Origin of the sequence: Erythrobacter ani, from assembly GCF_019204025.1 — a bacterium.
Lineage (GTDB): Bacteria > Pseudomonadota > Alphaproteobacteria > Sphingomonadales > Sphingomonadaceae > Erythrobacter > Erythrobacter ani.
The window spans coordinates 801,728-825,547 of the sequence record NZ_JAGSPB010000002.1 but is presented as its reverse complement, the minus strand read 5'-3'; the positions used below and the strand labels follow the sequence as shown (position 1 = coordinate 825,547).

25 protein-coding genes and 1 tRNA gene are annotated in these 23,820 nt (G+C 60.3%); 14 read left to right on the top strand and 12 right to left on the bottom strand.

Translation table 11 applies throughout. The features are described from left to right. Positions 1-13: 13 nt before the first annotated feature. From leuB to KCG45_RS10890, 4 genes are read right to left on the bottom strand one after another with little or no spacing between them, the layout of a single operon-like run. Positions 14-1,072 (bottom strand): 3-isopropylmalate dehydrogenase, encoded by a 1,059-nt coding sequence (gene leuB, locus KCG45_RS10905; RefSeq protein WP_218317253.1) that lies wholly within the window; start codon positions 1,070-1,072, stop codon positions 14-16. A gap of 7 nt (positions 1,073-1,079) precedes the next feature. Next, positions 1,080-1,682, bottom strand: coding sequence for a DNA repair protein RecO (recO, locus tag KCG45_RS10900; RefSeq protein ID WP_218317252.1), 603 nt, complete (start codon positions 1,680-1,682; stop codon positions 1,080-1,082). Positions 1,683-1,707: 25 nt separating this feature from the next. Next, the gene (locus KCG45_RS10895; protein WP_218317251.1) at positions 1,708-1,959 is read right to left on the bottom strand and encodes an accessory factor UbiK family protein; all 252 of its coding nucleotides are present in this window, start codon (positions 1,957-1,959) and stop codon (positions 1,708-1,710) included. Between the two features lie 44 nt (positions 1,960-2,003). Continuing rightward, a complete protein-coding gene (locus KCG45_RS10890; RefSeq protein WP_218317250.1) occupies positions 2,004-2,552 on the bottom strand; it encodes a TspO/MBR family protein in 549 nt (182 codons plus the stop codon). A gap of 689 nt (positions 2,553-3,241) precedes the next feature. Between KCG45_RS10890 and KCG45_RS10885 the strand changes: the two genes are divergently transcribed. Next, on the top strand, positions 3,242-3,934 hold the full coding sequence (locus KCG45_RS10885) for a DUF6969 family protein (protein ID WP_255548135.1): 693 nt from the start codon (positions 3,242-3,244) through the stop codon (positions 3,932-3,934). Positions 3,935-3,937: 3 nt separating this feature from the next. Here the strand turns inward: KCG45_RS10885 and KCG45_RS10880 are convergent, their stop codons facing one another. Then, entirely contained in the window at positions 3,938-4,693 is a 756-nt protein-coding gene (locus KCG45_RS10880) for a TlyA family RNA methyltransferase (protein WP_218317249.1), read from the bottom strand. A gap of 34 nt (positions 4,694-4,727) precedes the next feature. On the opposite strand from KCG45_RS10880, the gene KCG45_RS10875 reads away from it, so the two are divergent. The 7 genes from KCG45_RS10875 (at position 4,728) to KCG45_RS10845 (ending at position 10,960) form a co-directional block, all read left to right on the top strand. Then, entirely contained in the window at positions 4,728-5,366 is a 639-nt protein-coding gene (locus KCG45_RS10875) for a hypothetical protein (protein ID WP_218317248.1), read from the top strand. Between the two features lie 484 nt (positions 5,367-5,850). Next, entirely contained in the window at positions 5,851-6,930 is a 1,080-nt protein-coding gene (locus KCG45_RS10870; RefSeq protein WP_218317247.1) for a branched-chain amino acid aminotransferase, read from the top strand. Then, positions 6,931-7,743, top strand: a complete 813-nt coding sequence (locus KCG45_RS10865; RefSeq protein WP_218317246.1) for a helix-turn-helix domain-containing protein — start codon at positions 6,931-6,933, stop codon at positions 7,741-7,743. 43 nt (positions 7,744-7,786) lie between these two features. Next, on the top strand, positions 7,787-8,860 hold the full coding sequence (locus KCG45_RS10860; RefSeq protein ID WP_218317245.1) for a serine hydrolase domain-containing protein: 1,074 nt from the start codon (positions 7,787-7,789) through the stop codon (positions 8,858-8,860). A 64-nt stretch (positions 8,861-8,924) separates the two neighbouring features. After that, positions 8,925-9,890 (top strand): oxygen-dependent tRNA uridine(34) hydroxylase TrhO, encoded by a 966-nt coding sequence (gene trhO, locus KCG45_RS10855; protein WP_218317244.1) that lies wholly within the window; start codon positions 8,925-8,927, stop codon positions 9,888-9,890. A 6-nt stretch (positions 9,891-9,896) separates the two neighbouring features. Further along, the gene (locus KCG45_RS10850; RefSeq protein ID WP_218317243.1) at positions 9,897-10,541 is read left to right on the top strand and encodes a glutathione S-transferase; all 645 of its coding nucleotides are present in this window, start codon (positions 9,897-9,899) and stop codon (positions 10,539-10,541) included. A gap of 35 nt (positions 10,542-10,576) precedes the next feature. Then, positions 10,577-10,960, top strand: a complete 384-nt coding sequence (locus KCG45_RS10845) for a hypothetical protein (RefSeq protein ID WP_218317242.1) — start codon at positions 10,577-10,579, stop codon at positions 10,958-10,960. A 7-nt stretch (positions 10,961-10,967) separates the two neighbouring features. Here the strand turns inward: KCG45_RS10845 and KCG45_RS10840 are convergent, their stop codons facing one another. Further along, the gene (locus KCG45_RS10840) at positions 10,968-11,861 is read right to left on the bottom strand and encodes a LysR family transcriptional regulator (protein WP_218317241.1); all 894 of its coding nucleotides are present in this window, start codon (positions 11,859-11,861) and stop codon (positions 10,968-10,970) included. 127 nt (positions 11,862-11,988) lie between these two features. On the opposite strand from KCG45_RS10840, the gene KCG45_RS10835 reads away from it, so the two are divergent. The 3 genes from KCG45_RS10835 to KCG45_RS10825 all read left to right on the top strand — a co-directional run bounded on the left by KCG45_RS10835 (position 11,989) and on the right by KCG45_RS10825 (position 13,836). Further along, positions 11,989-12,702, top strand: a complete 714-nt coding sequence (locus KCG45_RS10835) for a pirin family protein (RefSeq protein ID WP_218317240.1) — start codon at positions 11,989-11,991, stop codon at positions 12,700-12,702. A gap of 83 nt (positions 12,703-12,785) precedes the next feature. Beyond that, positions 12,786-13,379 (top strand): FMN-dependent NADH-azoreductase, encoded by a 594-nt coding sequence (locus KCG45_RS10830; protein ID WP_218317239.1) that lies wholly within the window; start codon positions 12,786-12,788, stop codon positions 13,377-13,379. A gap of 31 nt (positions 13,380-13,410) precedes the next feature. Next, entirely contained in the window at positions 13,411-13,836 is a 426-nt protein-coding gene (locus KCG45_RS10825) for a DoxX family protein (protein WP_218317238.1), read from the top strand. A 65-nt stretch (positions 13,837-13,901) separates the two neighbouring features. Here the strand turns inward: KCG45_RS10825 and KCG45_RS10820 are convergent, their stop codons facing one another. Both KCG45_RS10820 and KCG45_RS10815 read right to left on the bottom strand, forming a co-directional pair. Then, a complete protein-coding gene (locus KCG45_RS10820; RefSeq protein ID WP_218317237.1) occupies positions 13,902-15,977 on the bottom strand; it encodes an NAD(+) synthase in 2,076 nt (691 codons plus the stop codon). 59 nt (positions 15,978-16,036) lie between these two features. Further along, positions 16,037-17,050, bottom strand: a complete 1,014-nt coding sequence (locus tag KCG45_RS10815) for a DNA topoisomerase IB (protein WP_218317236.1) — start codon at positions 17,048-17,050, stop codon at positions 16,037-16,039. A 121-nt stretch (positions 17,051-17,171) separates the two neighbouring features. Between KCG45_RS10815 and yghU the strand changes: the two genes are divergently transcribed. From yghU to KCG45_RS10800, 3 genes are all read left to right on the top strand, one after another. Next, positions 17,172-18,032, top strand: a complete 861-nt coding sequence (gene yghU / locus KCG45_RS10810) for a glutathione-dependent disulfide-bond oxidoreductase (RefSeq protein ID WP_218317235.1) — start codon at positions 17,172-17,174, stop codon at positions 18,030-18,032. Between the two features lie 97 nt (positions 18,033-18,129). Continuing rightward, positions 18,130-19,512, top strand: a complete 1,383-nt coding sequence (locus tag KCG45_RS10805; protein WP_218317234.1) for an MFS transporter — start codon at positions 18,130-18,132, stop codon at positions 19,510-19,512. A 70-nt stretch (positions 19,513-19,582) separates the two neighbouring features. Further along, a tRNA-Gln gene (locus KCG45_RS10800) sits at positions 19,583-19,657 on the top strand. A 46-nt stretch (positions 19,658-19,703) separates the two neighbouring features. Here the strand turns inward: KCG45_RS10800 and KCG45_RS10795 are convergent. The 4 genes from KCG45_RS10795 to egtB are packed head-to-tail and all read right to left on the bottom strand — an operon-like array spanning position 19,704 to position 23,775. Continuing rightward, complete coding sequence (locus KCG45_RS10795; protein WP_218317233.1) at positions 19,704-20,477, bottom strand: SDR family NAD(P)-dependent oxidoreductase; 774 nt, start codon at positions 20,475-20,477, stop codon at positions 19,704-19,706. 49 nt (positions 20,478-20,526) lie between these two features. Continuing rightward, positions 20,527-21,498 carry an NAD(P)/FAD-dependent oxidoreductase gene (locus tag KCG45_RS10790; protein ID WP_218317232.1) on the bottom strand — a complete coding sequence of 324 codons (972 nt, stop codon included), beginning with the start codon at positions 21,496-21,498 and terminating at the stop codon, positions 20,527-20,529. Positions 21,499-21,551: 53 nt separating this feature from the next. Then, entirely contained in the window at positions 21,552-22,538 is a 987-nt protein-coding gene (gene egtD, locus KCG45_RS10785; RefSeq protein ID WP_218317231.1) for an L-histidine N(alpha)-methyltransferase, read from the bottom strand. Between the two features lie 4 nt (positions 22,539-22,542). After that, a complete protein-coding gene (gene egtB / locus KCG45_RS10780; RefSeq protein ID WP_218317650.1) occupies positions 22,543-23,775 on the bottom strand; it encodes an ergothioneine biosynthesis protein EgtB in 1,233 nt (410 codons plus the stop codon). Between the last annotated feature and the right edge of the window lie 45 nt (positions 23,776-23,820).

Genomic DNA, 23,820 nt, shown 5'->3' with positions numbered 1-23,820 from the left:
GCCTTCGCCAGTGTCAAAGGCGTTCGCGGACCGCAGCGCCGATTTCCTTGCAGCCGTGCTCCCCGCCAAGATCACCGCCGCGGATGCCGTCTGCCAACGCCCTGCCTACCGCGGCTTCGATGGCCGCCGCCTCCGCCTCGCGGCCAAAGGAATGGCGGAGCATCATCGCGGCCGAAAGGATCGTCGCCATCGGGTTGGCCCTACCCTGCCCGGCAATGTCGGGCGCGCTGCCGTGGATCGGTTCGTACAGGCCGAAGATACCGTGCGCCGTCTCACGCGCTCCCATCGAAGCACTGGGCAAAAGGCCGATGGAACCAACCGCCGCGCTGGCAAGATCGGACAAAATATCGCCGAACAGATTGCCCGTCAGGATCACGCCGAACTGCGCCGGTTTGCTGATGATCTGCATCGCGGCATTGTCGACATACATATGTGTCAGGTCGATATCGGGATGCGATCCTGCGGCCTCGATCACGGTGTCGCGCCAGACCTGGCTGGTTTCGAGGACGTTCGCCTTGTCCACGCTGCACACGCGGCAATTGCCAGCTCGCGCGGCGCGGAATGCGACCTGCGCAATGCGGCTGACTTCCTTCGCAGAATAGGACATCGTGTCCCAACCTTCCCGGCTGCCGTCGATGCCGATGCGCTCGCCCTTTTCGCCGAAATAGACGTCGCCGGTCAGCTCGCGCACGAACAGGATGTCGAAATCGGCGGCAATCTCGGGCTTGAGCGGGGAGAGATGCTCCAATCCCTTGAAAACCTTGGCGGGTCGCAGGTTAGCAAACAGACCGAGCTCCTTGCGCAGGCCGAGCACCGCCTGTTCGGGCCGCAAATGCCGCTCCAGTCCGTCACATGAGGGATCGCCCACCGCGCCGAACAGAACCGCGTCGCACTCGCGTGCCATTGTCAACGTTTCTTGCGGAAGTGGATGACCGTGGCGGCTATAAGCGACGCCGCCGACATCGCCGTCAAACAGAGTGAGCCCGGGAAGGTCGAGCGCCTCGAGCACCTTTACGGCCTCCCGCGTTACCTCAGGCCCGATCCCGTCGCCGGGTAGTACCGCGATTTTCATCCGCCCATCACTCCACCATCCGCACCAACCGCTCACCGAGCGCAACACGTGCGGCCATAACATCCGTTTTGGCGTCGGCAAGCAAGTAGCGCGCAATCGGGGTGTGAAGATCGCGAAAGGCCTGGATCTGCACCTCGAGGTCGCCCGCCATGTCGGGCTTTGCACCGCCATAGCCGAGCTCGCGCAGCAACATCGCTTCGTAAGTGACCATTGCCGCAAGCCAGCCGCGCGCGGACGGGGCATGGCAGATCGCCGTCAGCAGCGCGTCGAGCGCCTGATAGAGCGAAGGATACGGGTTCCGCTCTGGCAAGGTGCTGGCAGTGAGCGCGCAGCCCCATGTGATCGCAGCTGCGGGTAGCGGCTCTGTCATCCACGGGCCACGGCTTTCTTGTAGTTCTAACCGGGCGAAGGGCAATTGGCTGTCGGATTTTGCGCGCAGATCCATCGCCACGCGGTTGCCGGGAATCATGATAGGTCGAAGCTGGCGTCCACGCCCGCCAGCGACATAACCTGCAACAAGACCGTGTTCTTCAGTGAGAAGCCGCGCGATCGTCCCTGTTTCGCCGTGAGCCCGTGATGCGACGAGTATCGCCGGAGCGCGGATGATCACGGACGCACCCTCATCGGCGCGGCGGTTACTTGCCGGCCAGCTTGGCTTCGAGCTCGGCGACTTTCGCTTCGAGGGCGTCGGCCTGCTCGCGTGCCTTTTGCGCCATCGCTTTTACCGTATCGAATTCTTCACGGCTGACGAAATCCATCCCGCCCATGGCCTCGCGCAAGCGTTCGCGTGCGCCCTCACGGGCTTCGCGCGTCATGCCGGCCATGGTTCCGGCGGCGCTGTTGGCGAGTTTGACGAAGTCGGCGATGATCGGATTTTCGCTTTGCATGGGCGCTATTTGGTCATGCCGCAGCGCTTTGTCCAGACCGATCTCTACAGTGTGATCTCTACTGCGGCGCCGCTTTCATCGTCCACGCCGCCATCCGGGTTTTCAGCGATGAACTGGTAATTGAGCGCGGCCGCGAAACAGACCCAGCAGAAATACGGGACCAGCAGCAGCGCCGCTGTCCGCCGAACCTTCCAGAACAGTACGATCACGATCAGCAAAGTGATCGCAGCGTACATCAAGACGTAAAGCGCACTCGTCATGTCCTGTAGGCCGAAGAATACCGGCGTCCACGCAAGCGTGCCGAGGAAATGAAGCGCAAAAGCGATAAGCGCGATGCCTCTGCCCCGCGCGCCCCAGGCGCTTGCGACCAAGGCGACGGCGAACCCGATCATCAACCACAATACCGTCCATACGACCCCAAAGATCGCGGGCGGCGGGAAAATCGCAGGTTTCGTGAGACCCTGAAACCATTGTGTCGAAGGATTGCCCAATTGGCCTGATATGAAGCCGAGCAATACGATGAGAGGCACGAGAAAGAGGGCCCACCTCAAGAAACTCGCTCGCAATTGCTCTTTCGAAGCCAGAATGTTCATTCGCTCTCCTGCAAGGGACGGGCTGATGCGCGTCGCAGTATTCTGCGCGTGCGATTAAGTCAGATTTGCGTGCGACCCCGTATCTGAGACAGTGCGATTCGTATGAACGTCACTGCATTCGCCCAATACATGCTGTTAACCTGAGTGCCAATTTTCCCACGCTTGGCCTCGAGTCAAGCACTCAAAATCGCAGATTTCAGGCGAATTCAGCTATTCGAGATTAAAGGCGTGTGCGTTTCCCAAGCATTGTGATAGCTTCGCCACATTCTTGCCGCGATTCGGGACGCACCTCGGCAAGATTCATCCACCCGCGCGTCCCACCTTATGTAAGGGCTCGATGGGAGCTCATATTGGGGAACGATTTAATGAAAAAGACCAATTTCGCTTCGATGCTTGCAGTCGCTGGCGGTCTCGCTGTTGCAACCTCCGCTTGCTCGGCCCCCGCTGACGACGCTGGCACCGCTGCTGACGAAACCGCTCTGAGCGCATGTGCCGCTGCTGAAGAAGTTGCAGAAGCTGCTTGCTGCGCCGCTGCTGAAGTCGCTTGCTGTGCCGCTGAAGCTTGCTGCGCCGCTGGTTGCTGTGCAGCTGCTTGCTGTGCCGCTAGCTGCTGTGCCGCAGACGGCTGCTGCGGCGCTGCATAAGCCTCGCACAAACGCTTAAATGCATTCGGCCGATGGCAACACCTGTTGCTGTCGGCCGTTTTGCTTTCTATCTCCAGCATCATGAACCAGATCGAAGCCGCGCAGACCGTCATCGAAACCATCACCGCGATGGCGCAGGAACAGAAACCGCTGATGCTGCGCGTCGTGCCGGAAGACAATGTGACGTTCTGGTCGCATTATCCGCCCAAGGATGCCCGTGATGCCGATTGCCAGTCGCGCTGGTACTATCATGTTCACGCTGCAGGCAGCCGGGACAAGGACGAGCACGGCCATTTCCACCTCTTCCTGCACCGCACCCAACTGCCCGAAGGGTTGGAGCCGAAAGTCTGGCCGCCGCAGGGCGAAGAGGCGAAAGCTCATGTTACGCACCTGATCGGACTATCCATCGACACCGTCGGCATCCCGCGCGCGTGGTTCACGGTGAATCGTTATGTCACGAACGAATTTCTGTATCCGGCAGACGTCATGATTGAGCACTTGCCCGCCTTCAATGTCGACAAGACCAAGGAAGACGGCCTCGTCAATCGGTTCGTCACCGCGATGGTTGCACTTTATCGCGAAGAGATTGCCGAGCTTTTGCGGCAGCGTGACGCCAAGCACGCGGAGCTCATCGCCGAACATGGCGAAAAGGCGTATGAAAAAGAAAGCGGAGTAGAAGTGCTTTCGCAGATTCCGATTGATCTCGACGAAAAGATCAGCAGCCTCGAAATGGCCTGACCATCAGCCGCGAGCTGCGCTGATCAGAAATTCCACATTGCCTTGTGGGCCGGTTATCGGGCTTTGCGCGATACCCTGAATGTCCCAGCCGAGCCTTTCGAGCCATTCGCGAACTTCTTTGCAAACGCGCTCGTGCAAGGCTGCGTCGCGCACCACCCCGCCCTTGCCCACCTCCTCGCGCGCGACCTCGAATTGGGGCTTGATGAGCGCAACCAAACGGCATCGTGGTGCCGCGAGTTCAAGCGGACGCTCGAGCACTTTCGACAGGCTGATGAAGCTTGCATCGCAGACCACCCAGTCGATCGGTCGGTCGAACTGTTCCGGCTTTAGAATGCGGGCACTGGTCTGCTCGTAGACCGTGACCCGGTCATCCTGCCGCAATTTCCAGGCGAGCTGGTTGGTGCCGCTGTCGACCGCGAAGACATGGGAAGCTCCCTTGGTCAGTAGCACATCGGTGAAACCTCCGGTGGAACTGCCGACATCCATAGCCACAGCGCCAACCGGATCGAGCCCAAAATGATCGATCGCGTGAGCCAGCTTTATCCCGCCGCGGCTTACCCACGGATGGTCCCGCCCGCGCACTTCGAGCGGCGCGTCTTCGGCGAGCTGCTGGCCGGGTTTTTCGATCTTGCTCTCGCCGGAAAACACGGTGCCCGCCATGATGAGCGCCTGCGCGCGGGTCCGGCTCTCGACCAAATCACGCTCGACGAGCAGATGGTCGGCGCGTTTCTTTTTCGATGGTTTTTGTGTTTTCGTCATGGACCCAAAAGGCGTTAGCGCGCATTGAAGTCGCATGAAAGCAGTCTACTTCCACGCCGCAGGCGCGATCGCCCTAACCTTTGGCATCGCTGCCTGCATCCCTTCAGTCGATATCCCGACACAGACCGCCAGCACGGCACCTGCGACCTCGATTCCGGCACCGCAGCCCTCACCACGGCCAAGGCCCGAGCAAGCGCCTGCGCCTACTCCCGCTCCGAGAGCTGCACCCGCTCCAACTCCGGCTCCCATGCCGGCAGCGCAGGAGCCGGAATATACGAATTATCTCGACGCTCCGGCGACCAATGGGACCTGGACCTATGTCGACGAGCAAAGCGAATCCCTGGCCATATTCGGTCCGAACACGGCGAATCCTGCTCTTATCATCCGGTGCGACAAGGGGAGCGGAAATATCGGCATCGCCCGTATTGTGGAAACGTCCGAGGCATCGCCGCGTGTCATGCGGATTGAAACGGAGACGACCGAACGATCAATGCAGGCTGACCCGATCGATAGTCGCCGCCCTATGCTCGCCGCGATCCTGTTTGCGGGCGATCCCCTGCTCGATGCGATGGCGATCACCAAGGGACGCTTTGCAGTCCAGACCCAAGGGTTGCCGACGCTCTATGTCCCGGCATGGGTCGAAGTCGGCCGCGTGATCGAAGACTGCCGCTAGATCGCGGCCCCCGGCGAGAGCATCGCCGATTCTTTTTCGGCTTTCCACAGTATCGACAGAAGCGTGCGGCAATCCCGGCCCGGAAACACCAACGCCCGGGGTTTCCCCTCGGGCGCAAAATCGTCGCGGCGGCGCAACGGCGTTCCATACTGACGTGGGAAAAGTTTTTTTCAAGTCTTGTGTTCGTGCCCCATACGACTCAATTATGTGCATGAGGTTAGCGGCGAACGCGAACTTCGGCCCCCGGTGATACGGTGCGGTCTTGGCTTTCAAGCGCGAAAGGAGGTGATCCGATGTCTCATGGTTCAGTAGCGAGGTCGGTGAAGATCCCTACGGAGCATATTCGGTAACATTTTCCTTACCGAGTGAGGTTTCGTGAGCGGCACTTCCGGCCGCTGACCATGAAAGGGCGGTTCTCCTACGGGCGAGAGCCGCCCTTTTCATATCTTGCCCCTTTCCCCGCGCCGCATTATCTGCGCACCCCATGGAATTCACCCGCATCCCTCACCCCTCGCCGACGCCGGACGATGTTCGCGAAGCGAGAATTGCCGATCCCGGATTCGGCACGGTCTTCACCGATCACATGGTCACGATCGATTATGACGAGGCGAAGGGCGGCTGGCAGACACCGCAGATCGGCCCTCGGGAGGCGATCCCGATGGATCCTGCCTCCAGCGTCCTGCATTATGCGCAGGAAATTTTCGAAGGCATGAAAGCCTTCGCGCATGCAGATGGCGGTCTGGCGCTGTTCCGGCCCGAGGCGAATGCAGCGCGTTTCAATGACAGCGCGCGGCGCATGGCGATGCCGGAAATCCCGGAAGAGACCTTCCTCGCCGCCGTGCGCGAGGCGGTCCTGACCGACGCCAAGTGGATGCCCCCGATCGAGGGCGGCTCGCTCTATATCCGGCCCTTCATGTATGCCTCGGAAGCCTTCTTGGGCGTGCGTCCGGCAAAGCAGTACAAGTTTGTCGTGATCCTCGTCTCTTCGGGCAATTACTTCAAAAACGGGGTTAACCCGGTCAAGATCTGGGTCAGTCAGGATTATGTTCGTGCAGCCCCCGGCGGCACCGGCGCGGCCAAGACCGGCGGAAATTACGCCGCGAGCCTGGTTCCGCAAGCCGAGGCCATTTCGAAGGGCTGCGATCAGGTTGTGTTCCTCGACGCCATCGAAAACAAGTGGGTCGAAGAGCTCGGCGGCATGAACCTGTTCTTCGTGCGCGCAGACGGCAGCGTCATCACCCCGCCCCTTACCGGCACAATCCTTCCCGGCATCACGCGCGACAGCCTGATCGCGATGCTGCGCGAGGAAGGCCTCGAGGTGCGCGAAGAGCAATATTCGATAACCCAGTGGCGCGAAGAGGCGGAAAGCGGCGAACTGCTCGAAACGCTCGCCTGCGGAACCGCAGCGGTGGTGACCCCCGTCGGCACGGTCGCTTCACCTTCTGGCGAGTTTACCATCGGCACCGGCGGTATCGGCCAGATGGCCGCGAAGATGCGCGAAAAACTGGTCGGAGTGCAGCACGGCAAGGTCGATGATAAGCACGGCTGGGTCATGCGGATTTGAATGCTGGCCACTGATCCCAATGCCCGCCGGAATGAGGCGACTGGCTACTGGGGCAGAGAGCTTTGCCGCAAAGCAGTTGCGAAGGGGATTTTTCAGCTGCATGAAGCCAACGCGCCGCCAGAGGCAGTGAACCCTCATGGCCACACACATGCCCATATCGTCTTCGTCACCAGCGGGCCTTATGTAACGCCGATCACTGGCGAGAATGGTTTTATCGACCGCCCGGTTGCGGTGCTCAATCCGCCCGGCACCTATCACCGCGATCATTTCGTCACCGGGCGCGGTTCCTTCATGGCAATCGATCTGAACATCGAAGGGCTGGCGGAGAATCATGTGCGGCATGCCCTCTCGGCTCCGGTCCTGCAATTCTGCCACCGGCTCGCCCGCGATCTCAACGCAAAAACCGCGTTCGAACTTGAAGACGACCTGGCCGCGCTCGCGACGCTGTTCGAATGTGAACGCCCACAGGATCTCGACGGGATACCCGCCGGGATTGAGCGTGCCTTCGATGCGATCCGGCAATCGGGCGAGCCGTGGGCGCTGACCATGGCCGATCTCGCACGCATCGCCGACGTTCATCCAAACCACTTGCCGCGCGCCTTTCGCACGCGGTTCGGCTGTTCGCCTTCGCAAATGGCAAATGCGCGGCAGATCGAGCTTTGCGCCGTGGCAGTCACCGCCTGCGACGAGCCGCTCGTCGACCTCGCTGCGCGCTTCGGCTTCTACGATCAGGCGCATATGAGCGCGCGCTTTCGCAAGGCCATGGCCTGCTCGCCCGCGCAATGGCGGCTCCGAAATCGCGGGCAGGGTTAGATTTTTCCAAGACCGGCCCCGCGCGCCGCGCTAAGAGTATTGCATGAACAACACACCATGCCTTGCAGCTTTTGGCTGCGCCGCCGCGCTATCGCTGAGCGCCCATTCCGCAAACGCCGAGCCTGCTGCGAACTGGTCGGCCCTGGACGACATCGTTGCTGCCAACGAATATGGCATGATCAGCAGCATCGTCGTCAGCCGCGATGGCGAGATCCTCCACGAAAATTATTTCGACGATGAACCCGATGCACTTCGCAACACGCGATCGGTGACCAAGACAATCACGGGGGCGTTGATTGGCCTGGCGATCCAAGAAGGTCATATCGGAACGGTAGGGGAGCCGGTGCTCGATCATATCCTTCACACACCGGCCAACCCCGATCCGCGCAAGGACGCAATGACGATCGAAGCGCTGCTCACCATGAGCGGCCCGCTGGAATGCGACGATTCCAATCCCGCATCGCGCGGCAGGGAAGATCGCATGTATATAATCGAGGATTGGGTCGGCTTTTTCCTCGACTTGCCGGTCCGCGGGTTTCCCGCCTGGGTGCCCAAGCCTGAAGACAGCCCTTATGGCCGGTCCTTTTCCTATTGCACCGCGGGAACGGTAGCGCTGGGTGCCGTGATAGAGAGCGCAACGGGTGAGCCAATGGAGGATTTTGCGCGCCGCACCCTGTTCGACCCACTCGGGATAGGCGCGGTAGAATGGCAGTTCAGCCCCTTGGGCCTCGCCATGGGCGGCGGGGGTCTGGGCCTTACAAGCCGCGACTACGAGAAGGTTGGCAGGCTCTACGCCAATGGTGGGTCGTTTGAAGGGCGACAGATTCTCACACCTGACTGGGTGGCGCAATCGATCAGTCCCAAGGCCGACGTCACCGGACAGGACGGGGTGGAATACGGCTATTTATGGTGGCTGCGCGATTACAGCGCCAATGGACAGAGCTATCGCGCCGCGCAGATGAGCGGCTTTGGAGGCAACAAGGTGATCATAGTTCCCGACCTGGGCCTTGTGACCGTGATAACCAAGATCGACTTTGGCCAACGCGGCGCGCACCAGCAGGCGGAGGAGGTGTTCGAGAAGCATGTCTTGCCACTTGCGCTTGCGGATAGCGAATGAGGTGAGAGGAGCCTTCGACGTCGACATTGCCCTTGCCGTGCTGTCACACTAAATCGCGTGACCTATGGTCCGTGAGAATAAGAACAAATCGACGAAGCCTCCCAAGGTCTGCGTGGCCGCGCTTTACCAATTCACGCCATTTGACAATCCTGCCGCGCTTAAAGATCCGCTTGCGAAGCTGTGCAAAGCGAACAGCATCGGCGGCACGTTGCTGCTGGCAAAGGAGGGCATCAATGGCACAATCGCAGGTTCGCGCGCGGAGGTGGACGCTGTACTCGGCCATATCCGGGCCTTGCCCGGTTGCGCTGACCTTGAGGTAAAATTCTCGGCCGCGCAGGAAATGCCTTTCAACCGCATGAAAGTCAGGCTGAAGCGCGAGATTGTCACCATGGGACAGCCCGACATCGATCCGACGTCGAGCGTCGGCCAATATGTTTCTCCGGACGACTGGAACGATCTGATCTCCGATCCGGACACCGTCGTGATCGACACGCGGAATGATTACGAAGTGGCCATTGGCACCTTCAAGGGAGCGGTCGATCCTGAAACGCAGAGCTTTGGCGAGTTTCCTGAATGGTTTCGGGAGCACCGCGAGGCGCTGCTCAGCGGCAAGAAGAAGGTCGCGATGTTTTGCACCGGAGGTATTCGATGCGAGAAATCGACCAGTTTCCTCAAGTCCGAAGGCGTGGAGGATGTCTTTCACCTGAAGGGCGGCATTCTCAAATACCTCGAAACAGTGCCGGAAGACGAAAGCCTGTGGGAAGGCGACTGCTTTGTGTTCGACGAACGCGTTGCGGTGAAACACGACCTCGAAATCGGGGAATATTCGCTGTGCCGCGCGTGCCGCAGGCCGATCAGCGCCGAGGATATTGCCAGCAAGCATTTCGAGGAGGGGATCAGCTGCCCGCATTGCATCGAGGAGCGCACTGATGCGCAGCGCGCCCGATATCGCGAGCGACAGAAGCAGGCCCGCTTGGCGCGCGAGCGCGGCGAAAAGCATGTCGGAACGCTGCCCGCATCGGGCGGTTGATCAGCCGTGAGCGAGATCCCCATCCTCTACAGTTTTCGCCGCTGCCCTTATGCGATGCGCGCGCGAATGGCGCTCTGGATTGCGGGAATCGCTGTGGAACTGCGCGAAGTGAAACTCTCGGACAAGCCGCCCGAACTGGCTGAAACATCACCTAAGGCAACCGTCCCAGTTCTGGCCATGGCTGATGGAACAGTCGTGGACGAGAGTATCGCTGTCATGCGCTGGGCATTGAAAAGGTGTGACCCCGAAGGATGGATGAAGGGCGACGAAAACGCGCTGATCGAGCGCAATGACGGGCCGTTCAAACACCACCTCGACCGCTACAAATATCCAAACCGCTACGAATATGAAGCAGATCACGGCAAGGTCGATCACCGCGCCGAAGGGCTTGCGATACTAGAGGACCTCGACGCGCGGCTGGAGGAGCGCGAGCAGCTCTGTGGTGAGAAGCCTACCCTAGCCGACATCGCGCTATTTCCATTCATCCGGCAATTCGCCAACACCGATCGTGCGTGGTTCGATGCGCAGGACCTTCCGCACCTCCAGACATGGCTTGATGGCCACCTGTCCTCGGACCTGTTCAAATCGATCATGCCGAAATTCGCGCCTTGGAAAGCCGGAGACGAACCCATCGTGTTTGGCCCAGGGTAGGTCAATCTTAAGTATTCGCGCGTATGTCGGTATTCATGTCGACTCTCGCGCCCGTCCATTCAATTTCAGTCGATCTCGACCATGCCGAGCTGCACTTCGCAGTCGGCGGTTTCTGGACGCCGGAGGCCATGGGCCAATTTCTCACGGATCTGGCCAAGGCCGCGTCGCCTTTCCTCAAATCGCGCGAACCCTTCACGGCGCTGGGTGATCTTCGCGAATTCGTGCCGCAGAACCGCGAAACGGCCGCTGCAATCCGTGACAGCCTGCTGATGGGACAGAAAAACGGCCTGACGCGGTTCGCTGTTGTCTCGGCCTCGCCTCTCGTAAAACTGCAATATCAAAGGATTACGGACGGCGTCGAAGTCGAATTCTTCGATGCGCCGAAGGACGCCGAACAGTGGCTACGCGCCTCAGCCTGAAGGCACCCTAATCCTGCAAGCCATCCCTGAAAGCATCGATCAGCCAGCTGGCCGCTGGACCCAGTCGGTCATCGCGGCGCCATAGCGCGCTGAGCGGATAGAGGTCGCCCGGTTTCTCCGGAATGTCGAGTTCGACCAGCCGACCCGCGGCAATGTCCTCCGAAACCTGATGGCGAGGCATATTGCCCCACCCCAGCCCCTCTTTCAGCAGCGAATGCTTCGCACCGAGATCGCCGAGTCGCCACGTTAGCGGGCTCAGCACGGAAAACTCGCGGCCTTCGGTCAGGTCCGACCTGTCAGCGAGAACCAGCTGCAGGTGCTTCCGGCTTTCGCCTGGCTGCACGCCTTCCGCCGCCAGGGGGTGCGTGGGGGCCGCAACTGGCACCAGTTCGATCTCGCCTATCACCTGCCGCTCCAAGGCGGGGTGATCGCCAATGACCGGGCCACCGATTGCTAGCTGTGCGCGATCATCCAACAGGCATTCCGCAACCGCACCAAGCCCCTCGACATTGAGCGTCAGCGCGACAGTTGGAAACATGCGGCGAAATTCGCCGAGAACTTTGGCCGTCAGCTCGCCGGGAACCATCACGTCGATCACGATCCCGACACCGCTTTCCAGTCCCGCATGCAGCGATCGCGTCTTTGCGAGCAGAGCGTCCACGCGGTCCGCTACTCCTCGTGCCTCGGCGACCAAGCCCTCGCCTGCTTCGGTCAGGATCGGCTTGCGTGACCCTTCACGCTCGAACAGCGAAACCGCCAATTGCGCTTCCAACTGTGCGATACCGTAACTGATCGCGGAGACCGCGCGGCCAGATGCTCTCGCGGCGCCGCCGAAACTGCCTTCTTCCACCACGGCGAGGAAGATGCGAAGTTGATCGAGAGTGGGATCACCGAGCCTCATGCTACGATATTCAGATTTTCCGAACATTTTGGCAAGTTTTATCTCACTTATATAAACGAACTGACTGACCTATCTCCTACTCAACAGAGCGACACACCCCTCGGATCGCTCGCACTGGAGATACGAAATGATCGAACTTCGTCCTTTCAACAGCCTCGGCAGCGCCAACCACGGATGGCTGGATGCGCATCATCACTTCTCATTCGCTGGCTATCACGATCCGGCACGGGTCAACTGGGGCAGCCTGCGAGTGTGGAACGATGACACCATCGCCTCCGGAACCGGATTCCCGACACACCCGCACAGCGACATGGAAATCATCACCTACGTCCGCAAAGGCGCCATCACTCACCGCGATAGCATGGGCAATGAAGGCCGCACCGAGGCAGGCGATGTCCAGGTTATGAGCGCGGGCGCAGGAATTGAACATTCTGAGTATAATCTGGAAGACAGCGACACGCAGATCTTCCAGATTTGGATCATCCCCGATGAGCGCGGCGGCAAGCCGACGTGGGGTGCCAAGGAGTTTCCCAAAGGCGAACGTGCCGGGCAATTCGTACCGCTTGCGACCAGTACGGCTAACGACAACGATCGTGATGAAGGCGCACTACCTATCAGGACCGATGCCCGCGTACTGGGCGCGACGATCAAGGCTGGTGAAAGTGTGACCTATACGCCGAGTGCAGCACACCGTCACCTTTACCTCGTCCCGGCGACCGGCGCGGTGAGGATCGATGACGTCGAAGCACATGCGCGTGACGGGGTCGCCATCACCCAGCTCGAAGAGGTGACGATAACCGCAATCGAAGACAGCGAAATCATCCTGGTCGACGCCGCCTGACTTTCACCCCGGGGCCGGCCTCCCCCTCATCCCGGTCGGCCCACCTCATTTGGATTTCTATTTTCTTCAAGGAGTACAATATCATGGCCAACATTCTTCACATCACCGCCTCAATCCGCGGCGCGGAAAGCGTCTCCACCAGCATCGGCACCAAACTGGTCGAAGGCTTGGCCAGCAATGGCGGAGCAAGCGTTACCACCCGCGATCTTGCCAGGAACGACCTTCCGTTCGTCAGCGAAGATCGCTTCGCGGCTAACCTCGCCCCTTATGCCGAACGCTCGCCCGAACAACAGGAGCTCGCCACGATTGCCGACACGCTGATCCAAGAGCTGAAGTCCGCCGATACGATCGTCATCAGCAGCCCGGTCTACAATTTCGGAGTGCCCGCAACCGTGAAGGCATGGGCCGATCTCGTCGCTCGCGCAGGAACGACTTTCAAATATACCGAGAACGGCCCGGTTGGCCTGCTCGAAGGCAAGAAGGCCTATATCGCAGCTGCATCTGGCGGCACGCCGATTGGCAGTGAAATGGATTTCATGTCGAGCTGGCTCACATTCTTCCTCGGCTTTCTGGGGATCAAAGACGTCGAGGTGGTCGCCGCTGACGGCATAATGAGCCAGGATGGCGATGCCAAAATTGCCGCTGCCCACGACCGGGCCGAAAAGATCGCAGCCTGACCGGCACGTCAGTCTTATTCAGGAGAGCACTATGAACACTGTAACTCGCAACGAACTCGGAACCGGGCAATCGGCCGCCATAGGACACGATGGTCTGGCGCTGGTCGCCCGCCTCCTCCTCGCCGCGCTATTCATCCTCGCCGGCGTCAACAAGCTGAGCGGGATGGAAGGAACGGTTGGCTACATCGCATCGGTAGGTATGCCGTTTCCGGAGATCGTATATTTCGGCACGGTCGCGCTTGAACTCATTGGCGGGCTGATGCTCGCAGCAGGTTTCAAGGCTCGCTATGCGGCTGGCGCGCTCGGTATCTTCACGTTGCTGACCGCGGTCGTGTTCCACAACGACTTTTCACAACAGATCGAGATGACCCTGTTCCTGAAAAACCTCGCCATCGCGGGCGGCATGTTCGCCATCGCGGCATTCGGGCCGGGACGGCTGTCGATCGACCGCGGCTGACCAAAACAAGCCCGACAAGGGTCGCATTCGGCCGGAGCTTCAATGAGAGCTCCGGCCGTTTTTCGTCAATCGGAAGGAAGCGTGCCGTCAGGCAGGCTGGTACGCAGTTCCTCAAGCCAGACATCCGCCACCGAGTCGGATGGAGCGCGCCAGTCACCGCGCGGCGAGAGCGCGCCGCCCGAACTGACCTTCGGACCGTTCGGCATGGCGCTGCGCTTGAACTGGCTGAAGGTAAAGAACCGCTTCAGGAAGCTTTCCAGCCAGCGTGCGATCTCGCCGAGATCGTATTCATTCTTGCGGTGCTCTGGGAAACCCGCAGGCCATAGCCCGGCACTTGCCTCACGCCACGCATGATAGGCAAGAAAAGCGACTTTTCCCGGTCGCTGACCATAGCGAATGGTATGATGCAGGAAGAAATCGTTCAGTTCGTACGGGCCGATCATGCTCTCGGTCGATTGCATCTCACCATCTTCGCCCGCTGGCACGAGCTCTGGTGAAATCACCGTGTCGTAAACCGCCTGGAGCACTTCACAGCAAGCATCGCTGAATTGACCCGTTTCGATCGTCCAGCGGATCAGATAGCGGATCAGCGTCTTGGGGACGCCCGAGTTTACGCCGTAATGGCTCATGTGATCGCCGACACCGTAGGTGCACCAGCCAAGCGCCAGCTCCGACAGGTCGCCCGTCCCGATGACAAAGCCGTTGTGATGGCCGGCAAGTCGGAAAAGGTAATCCGTGCGCAGACCGGCCTGCACGTTTTCGAAGGTCACATCGTAATGCGGTTCACCCCCGGCAAAGGGATGGTTGATATCATCCAGCATCAGCTTTGCCGCCGGTTTGATATCGATCTCTTCCGCCGTGATGCCCATCGCTTCCATGAGCTTCCAGGCGTTGGATCTGGTTGTATCCGAGGTGCCGAAACCTGGCATCGTGTAACCGCGAATGGTGGTGCGCGGCAGTCCGAGTCTGTCGCATGCCTTGGCTGCGACGATCAGGGCATGCGTGCTGTCGAGCCCGCCAGAAATACCTAGGACAAGGCTTTCGGGCTTGGTCGCCTGGATCCGCCGCATCAGCGCATCGACCTGGATGTTGAAAGCCTCGTAGCAATCCTCGTCCAGCGTCTTCGCGTTGTCCGGCACGAACGGGAAGCGGCGCACCGGCCGCATCAGACCGATATCGCCTTCTTTGTATGCGTGCTCAAAAACGATCCGGCGGAAGCTGTCCTCAGGCCGGTCATGCGCCTCGGCCGCATCGGAAAAAGTCTGGTTGCGCATCCGCTCGCCCGCGATCTTGTCGGTATCGATATCGACGATGCAGAGCTCGGGCGAGAGATCGAAACGGACGCTTTCGGCGAGAAGTCCGCCCATTTCGTAAACAACGCCCTGCCCGTCCCATGCGAGGTCGGTCGTGCTTTCCCCGTGACCGCTCGCCGAATATACGTAGGCGCAGATTGAGCGCGACGAGCTGGAACGGCAATGCAGGTGGCGATCTTCGGCGCGTCCGATCGTAATCGGGGAAGCGGAAAGGTTGCAGAGGATGTGCGCTCCCGCGAGCGCGGCCAGCGTTCCGGGAGGATTGGGCGACCAGAAATCTTCGCAAATTTCAACGCCGAATGTGAAGCCGGGCAGGTTGGATGCGGCAAAGACCTGATCGGTCCCGAACGGCACTTCCTCCCCCGCGACAGCGATCCAGAGATCCTGGCAGTTGCGGCCATGCGCGAAATAGCGTTTCTCGTAGAATTCGCGGTAATTCGGCAGATAGCTTTTCGGGATCACGCCCAGCAGTTCGCCGCCAGCAATTACAAGCGCGCAATTATAAAGCTTCGAATTGCGGCGCAGCGGAGCGCCCACGACCAGAACCGGGGTCAGGTCTGCCGATGCTTCGATCACTTCGCTGACAGCCTGTTCGACCCGGTCCAGCAGCGCGTTCTGAAGGTGCAGGTCGTCGATCGCGTAAGATGACAGACAAAGCTCCGGATACACCAGAAGATCGACCTTGCACTGGTGAGCCCGCTTCGCTTCGGAAATCACGCCTTTGGTATTGTAAGCGACATCGCCGGTGCGAACGCACGGTGTGGACGTCGCGACGCGGACAAAACCGTGCGCGTGCATATCGTAAAAGCGGTGCGAAGTGTCGGCCATGCGTGCGGGGGCTCCTGCTTGTGATGAACCGAACCTCTAGCGGCTATCGCACCCACTTCCTAGGCAGCTAATAGCTGCTCGGCCGGCGGCCCTTCTTCGAGAAGGTCGAGGAACCCCCGCTCGGTCCGGGTCAGCCACTTCGTCGAGCGCGGCAGGCGCAGATTTTCGCGCCATTCCGCTTGGTCCGAAACCCGCTCGATAACGGCGGGATGGATATAGCTCTTGCGCGCTGTTGCCGGCGTATTGCCTAGTTTCGCCGACACTTCGTCGAGAATATTGCCGATCGTCAGATGTTCACGGGCTTTCGCCAGGCTCTCATATGCGAACACACTCGCGTGCCACGTGCGGAAATGCTTGGCGGAAAAATCCTCGCCCATCGTTTCCTGAATATAAGCGTTCACCGCGTCTGACGTTACGGGCTGAACGGTGCCCGCATCATCGCGGTAACGGAACAGGTGTCGCCCTGCTCCCTTGCCTGGCAGGTCTTTCATCCGGCGAACCGCATTGGCCAAACGGTTATCGGTCAATTCCACTTCGCGTTCCCTGCCGCCCTTGCCGTTGAAATTGAGGTAGATGGAGTTCGCGGAGATCTCCGCATGCCGGGCGCGCAGGGTGGTCGCGCCAAAGCTTTCATTCGCTTCGGTATATTGTTCGTTGCCGACCCGGATCGCGCTCAGATCGAGAAGGCGCACGACGCAGGCGACTGCTTTCGTCATGGTCATTTCCGGCTGAAAAAGATCGTCGTCGATCCTCGCACGGATAAGCGGCAGCTTATGGCCGAATGCTGCGCAGCGATCGAATTTGTCGCCTTCGCGCATGCGCCGGAATTCAGGGTGATAGCGATATTGCTTGCGACCGCGGTCGTCATATCCGGTGGCAAGGATGTGGCCATTCGGCGCGGGGCAAAACCATTCATCGCTGTATGCCGGCGGCAATGCCACGGCGTTCAGCCGCGCACGCTCCTGAGGATCGCGGATCAGCTTTCCTTCGGGATCGTAATACGCGAAGCCGGTGCCCGCGCCCTTGCGCGTGATGCCCGGCAGGCTGTCATCGACATAGATAAGCTTTTCCATCTCAAAGGAAATGCGCCGCACCGTCGCGGGGTTCCGGCTTGCGCTTTCTCAAGCGAAACGCCAACTCGTTTTGCAAGGGTCAGATTGACAAACAATCCCTCCAGAAAAGGAGACACGAAGAATGGCAGATCCTACATACACTCCCCCCGAAGTGTGGAGTTCCGACACCGAATCCGGTGGACGTTTCGCCAACATCAATCGCCCGACTTCCGGCGCGCGGGAGGACAAGGCACTACCCTCCGGCAACAATCCGTTCCAGCTGCATTCGCTCGCAACGCCCAATGGAGTGAAGGCCACCATCATGCTCGAGGAGCTTTTGGAAAAAGGGCACACCGGCGCCGAGTACGACGCGTACACGGTCAATATCGGGGAAGGCGAGCAATTCAGCAGCGGCTTCGTCGCTATCAACCCGAACTCGAAGATCCCCGCGCTGATCGATGCGAGCGGCGACAAACCTTTCCGGGTTTTCGAAAGCGGCGCGATCCTGGTTCACCTCGCCGAGAAGTTCGGCGAATTCCTCCCGAGCGATCCGGCTGGCCGCGCTGAAGTTCTAAGCTGGGTGTTCTGGCAGGTCGGAACCGGACCCTTCATTGGCGGTGGATTCGGACATTTCTACGCCTACGCGCCGGAAAAGTACGAGTATCCGATCAACCGCTACGCCATGGAAACCAAGCGGATCTTCGACGTCGCGGACAAGCAACTCGGCAAGACCCGCTTCCTTGCCGGCGACGAATACACGATCGCCGATATAGCGAACTTTCCCTGGCTGGCACCGTTCGTTTTCGGCGTAATCTACAACGAGGCGAAAACCTTCCTGTCGATCGACGAGTACAAAAACGTCGCGCGCTGGGTGCATGAGATCAATGCCCGTCCCGCCGTCAAGCGTGGCCGGATCGTCAACAAGGTTTGGGGCGACGACGAAGCGACCCAGATGCGCGAGCGTCATTCCGCGGCAGATTTCGAGGGCAAGAAACTCGGTTGAGCGCTGCTCGATAGACAAGATGCGGCGCGGTCGAGTTCGCGAAAGCTTGACTTGCCGCGCCGCCTCCCGTCCTCTCTCAATATGAGGACAAGAGACATTGGCTGAGACCGGCCGGAACCGTGTCGGCGTGGGCGAGAAGCTCGGGTACGGCATCGGCGATCTTTCCGCCGGGCTGATCCTCAATTTCTTCGGTTTTTTCCTGCTGTTCTATTTCGTCGATCTCGGCGGGCTTGCGCCTGCCGCAATCGGATTGATGCTGCTTCTGACCAAGTTGATCGATGCGTTTACCGATCCCATGATGGGCGCGCTTGCGGATCGCACCCGCACGCGCTGGGGCCGCTATCGCCCCTACCTGCTATTCGGTCCAGTGCCGCTCGGGATAGCGATCGTACTCATTTTCGCGGCCCCCGGGGGATTGAGCGACAGCTGGCTGCTTGCTTGGGCCTACATCACGTACACGCTCAGCATGCTGGCCTTTACGGCGGTGAATGTGCCCTATGGCGGGCTCCTCGGCGTGATCTCTCCCTCGTCCGAGACCCGCGCAAGCGTGACCGCCTACCGGATGTTCTTCTCCGCGCTGGGCGGCATCCTGGTCGGCGCGTTGGGCACAACGCTGGTGCGCGAGCTGGGCGGCGGAGATGATGCGCTCGGCGTGCTGCTCACCATATCCTGCATCGCCGCCGTCTCGGTGTTCTGCCTGCTCGTGACCTTCTTCACTACGAAAGAACGGATTCCATTTGCCGATACCAATGGATCGCTGTCGGGCGATCTGAAAGAGCTCCTCACAACCGGCCCCTGGATCGTCGTCGCCATTGCCGCGATCCTCGGGGTGACGGCCATCGCGGCCCGGGCCGGCTCGGCGCTGTTCTTCTTCAAATATGTCGTGGGCGACGACGGTTCGCCGGTGTTCCTGTTTTTTGATCGGCCCGCATTGTTCTTGACGGCCTTGGCGCTCGGCCAGATCACCGGTGTGATAGTTGGCAACCTTCTCCAGAAAACGTTCGAGAAATCACACCTCCTGATCGCGGCAGGCGGGCTGAAAGTGGCGATGATCGTGCTCTTCTACTTCCTGCCGCTCGACGCCATCTGGCCGCAGACCGTGGTACAATACCTGGTCGGGATCGGGTTCGGCATGCTGATGGTGCTGTCTTATTCGATGTTCACCGATATTGCCGAATTCATCGATTGGAAATCAGGGCGACAGATGACCGCACTCGTAGTTGCTGCATCGGTTTTCGCGGTGAAGGCAGGTATCGCTTTCGGATCGGCCATCCCCGGCTTCACGCTCGATCTGACAGGGTTCGTCAATGGAGCGCAGCAGAGTGAGACAGCGCTGATGGGCATCCAGATCGCGTTTGCGGCAATCCCTGCGGGCGTGATGATCCCGGCCCTGATTGCGTTGATGTTCTACGGGATCAACCGGCAGGTCATTGCTGAGGTAGAGCGCGACCTGTCCACACGCCGCGCCGCACCGGCTTAAACTTTGCGCCGATTGTGCGGATACAGCCCCTTCACATCCGCGTCAGACCCGTTATATGCCCGCCATCTGCTGGGGTGTAGCCAAGTGGTAAGGCACTGGTTTTTGGTACCGGCATGCGCAGGTTCGAATCCTGCCACCCCAGCCAGATATTCTCCGAAGTTCTACCATCCGGATCTTTGCGGCGACGCTCGCTAGCTTCCCGCCGATGGTTTGCCCGACGCCTGCATGCACTGGCCCGTTACCCACGCGCTTGCAGGCGAGACAAGGTACAGCACCAAAGCGGCAATGTCTCGCGGCGTGCCCAGCCGGCCCGCAGGAAGCGCCAATTGCTCCAGCAGCGGCGCGAAATCCTCATCCGACATATCGAGCGCCTTCTTCACCGTGTCGGTGGGCACAAAGCCAGGCAGAACCGAATTGACACGCGTTTTGGGACCAAGTTCCATCGAAAGCGTGCGCGTCAGCATATTCACTCCGGATTTCGCCGCGCTGTAATGCGCACTGCCGGGAAACGGCTCCACCGCCGCGAGAGAGGAGATGTTCACCATCGCGCTGCCCTCCCCGAAATGCGGAACCGCAGCCTGCACGCTGTAGAAAATCGAGGAAAGGTTCACGGCCAGGGTCTTGTCCCACTCAGCTGGATCGAGCTCGGCGAGCGGCGCAGAGACGAGCGATCCGCCGGCATTGTTGACCCAGATATCGAGCCCGCCAAACTCGTCGACCGCTCGCGCGGCAAGGGCCATCATGTCTTCGCGGCTGGAAACATCGGTTTTCAGCGTTATCGCGCGTCCACCGTGATTGCTGCCGTTGATGACTTCCGCAGTATGCTCGATCTGGTCGGTCGACCGGGCTGCGCAAACGACATTCGCGCCCGCCTCGGCGAGCAGTGCCGCAATGCCTTCACCGATCCCGCGCCCGGCGCCAGTGACGACAGCGGTTTTACCAGTAAGATCGAACAGGTCCTGCATTGATCATCTCCCCGATTGGACGCCCGGGAGATAGAGACGGAGCGACAGATCAGTCCACTAGCTGTTCTGCGGGAGCGAGCACCTTTTCGGCGAGCGCCACGCCCGATAGCCAAGCGCCCTCGACCCGCGGAGAATGCAGGTAATCGCCTGCAATGCCGATAGAGCTTCCCTCATCGAAGCGCGCTTCCTCCCCCGCCACCGGCTCCGCCATGGCGTAAAGCCAACGGTGCACGGCAAGATGGATCGGGGCGGCGCATTCCGCACCGGTCTGCGAGAAAAAGTCGTCGAGCAAAAGCGGCCCGACCTCTTCCTTCGGATGGTCGAGCAATTCGCGGCTTCTGCCCGGGCTCGCGTGGATGACCCAGCACTCTCTGCCCGCGCGCGCCGGTTTGGCCGAATTGCGCGCTGCCCACGATATCGCCGCATCCGCGTCCCGTATCATATCGTTCTCGATACCCAGCGGTTCGGCAAAGGCCGCCATCACAGCCCAACACGGAGCGGACCGGGCCTGTGCCGCAACGGCGGCCAGACCGGGCGCGGGTTGCTGCAAGAGCGCGTGTGCCTGTTCCGCCGGAATGGCGACGACGACGGTCTTCGCGGTGAAGACATCTTCACCGGCCTCAACGCGCCACTCGCCCTGCTCTCGCCGCAGAGCCTCGGCGCGCGTGTTCCAGCGCACTTTCAGGCTTTGCGCCATTCCTCTGATCGGCCCGTTCATGCCTGGAATGCCGACAAAGGCATCGTCGCCCGCGGCGTCCCACGGCGCGACGACGCCGAGCGTCTGCCACTGCTTCACAGCGGCGCGAAAATCTTCGTCACGGGCGGTGAAGTATTGTGCGCCATGATCGAACGAGACGACTTCGCCGCCGATCTCTGCACGCCGTGCCGCCATCCGGCCACCCGGACCGCGGCCCTTGTCAATGATATCGATGATCAGCCCGGCTTCCGCCAGGCGTTTCGCGCAGGCTAGCCCGGCCATACCAGCACCGACCACGCAGATGTCGCTGTGATGTTGTCCCATGTGCGCTCAACGCGCGACACGAAACGAAGTTTCGTCGCTCCTGCGAATTACTCTCAGGGCGCGCTGCGCTCGGGCCTTGCCACTGCGAGAATGAGTGAAAACCGATTTTCGCTGTCGAGCCAACGCGCCTGAGGTTCCCAGCCTGCGGCGAGCAGAAGCATATTGGATGTCCGGCGATTGAACTTGTGACTGTTCTCTGTGTGGATCGTCTCACCTGATTTCATTCGGAAGCTGCGGTCATAGACGGAAAACTCGATATCGCGGCCCGCGACCAGATGCATTTCAATCCGCGCAAAATCGTCTTTCCAGCGCGCTTCGTGCGTCAACGCATCGAGCGGAATGTCACCATCAAGCTCGCGGTTGATGCGCCGCACAAGGTTGTAATTGAACTCAGCGGTGACACCGGCAGCGTCATCATAGGCCGCCACGAGCACGTTTTCATCTTTGATTAGATCCATGCCGATCAGCAATTGCGCGCCTGTTCCCAGTGTTTCGCGCATATTGCGCAGCAGGTCGACGGCAGTCCGGGCGACCATGTTGCCGATGGTCGATCCGGGGAAAAAGCCCAGATTGGGGAGATCGTCGATTTCGCCGGGCAATTCGACCTTTCGCATGAAGTCGGCCTCCACCGGATAGACCGGAAGACCGGGGAATTTCGCTGCCAGATCGCTGGCTGCCGCTCGTAGGAAGTCGCCCGAAATATCGAGCGGAACGTACGCAGTCGGTTCGATCGCAGAGAGGAGCAGCGGCGTCTTGACCGAACTTCCCGAACCGAATTCGACGACCGCCCGCCCCGGTCCGATCATGGCCGAGAACTCTTTTGCACGGCCGCGAAGGATTTCCGTCTCCGCACGGGTCGGGTAATATTCCGGCAGCTGAGTGATGTCTTCAAAGAGCTGCGATCCGGCATCGTCATACAGCCATCGGGCCGGTATCGCCTTTTGGGGTTGGGACAGACCATCGAGCACATCGCTGCGAAAAGCCGTGTTTACACCCTCTTCATCGCGCTCAACCAGCTTCAGACCCTTTTGTGTCGTCATAATCTCAAATGTCCTTGGCCAGTCTCAGGCCCGTGAATTGCCAGCGTTGATGCGGATAGAAAAAATTGCGGTAGGACGCGCGCGAATGGCCACGCACGGTCGCGCAGCTCGCGCCTTTCAGCACGAATTGCCCGCTCATGAATTTGCCGTTGTATTCGCCAACCGCGCCCGCGGCGGGCTGGAAGCGCGGGTATGGCAGATAGGCAGAGCGAGTGAACTGCCAGCAATCCCCGAACAAGGCCTCTCCCCCATGCGGCATCGGCGCTTCGGCACGATCGAGCTGGTTCCCTGACGATGCGTCGTGCGCAGGCGCCTGACCTTCCTGACCGCGCGCAATCGCTTCCCACTCGAATTCGGTTGGCAACCTTGCCCCGGCCCAGGTCGCAAATGCATCGGCTTCGAAATAGGAGATATGCGTGACCGGCGCATCCGGATCGCGGTCCTGCCAGCCCTGGTGAGTGAAAGCCTCGGCTCCGCGCCAGTAAAGCGGCGCGGCGATCCCATTATCCTTGACCCATGCCCAGCCGTCAGACAGCCACAAAGCCGCGTTGTCATAGCCGCCGTCGGCGATAAACGCCGCCCACTCGCGGTTGCTGACCAATCGTCTGGCGATCGCAAACGGTTCTAGCAATACGCGGTGGCGCGGCCCTTCGTTATCGAATGAAAAACCGCCCTGCTCCGATCCGACCAGCGCAATTCCGCCAGGGTGTGAGTGCCATCCGGCCTCGCCCCCGCCTGCGGACATCGCTGGTTCGGCCGATCCTTCGAACATGGCTGCGCCCATCGGGTTCCGGAACAATGCGTGCTTGATATCGGTCAGCAGCAATTCGATGTGCTGCTGCTCGTGCGAAATCCCGAGCGCGATCATGTCCGTATGTTCGGGATCGTCCAGCAACGGCTCCATCGCCGCATTCACAGCGGCGCGCCATTCGAGAATTTCATCGAGCGTCGGACGCGACAACATCCCGCGGGAAAACCGCGAAATCCGCTCTCCCTCGGCTTCATAATAGGAATTGAACAGAAACGGGTAGGCTTCGTTGAAAAGCTGGTAGCCGGGTGCGTGGTCGCGCAGAAGAAACGTTTCCCAGAACCAAGTCGTGTGCGCCAAATGCCATTTCGCGGGTGAAGCGTCTTCCATCGACTGGATCGTGGCATCGGCGTCGCTGAGCGGTTCGACCAGCGCCTCGGTCAGCGACCGCGTGTCCCGAAAATCAGACCTTATCCTGTCGCAATCCAATGCGTTTGCCCGCTGGTGCCGCTCGGTTCGAGGCACTGCCTTCTC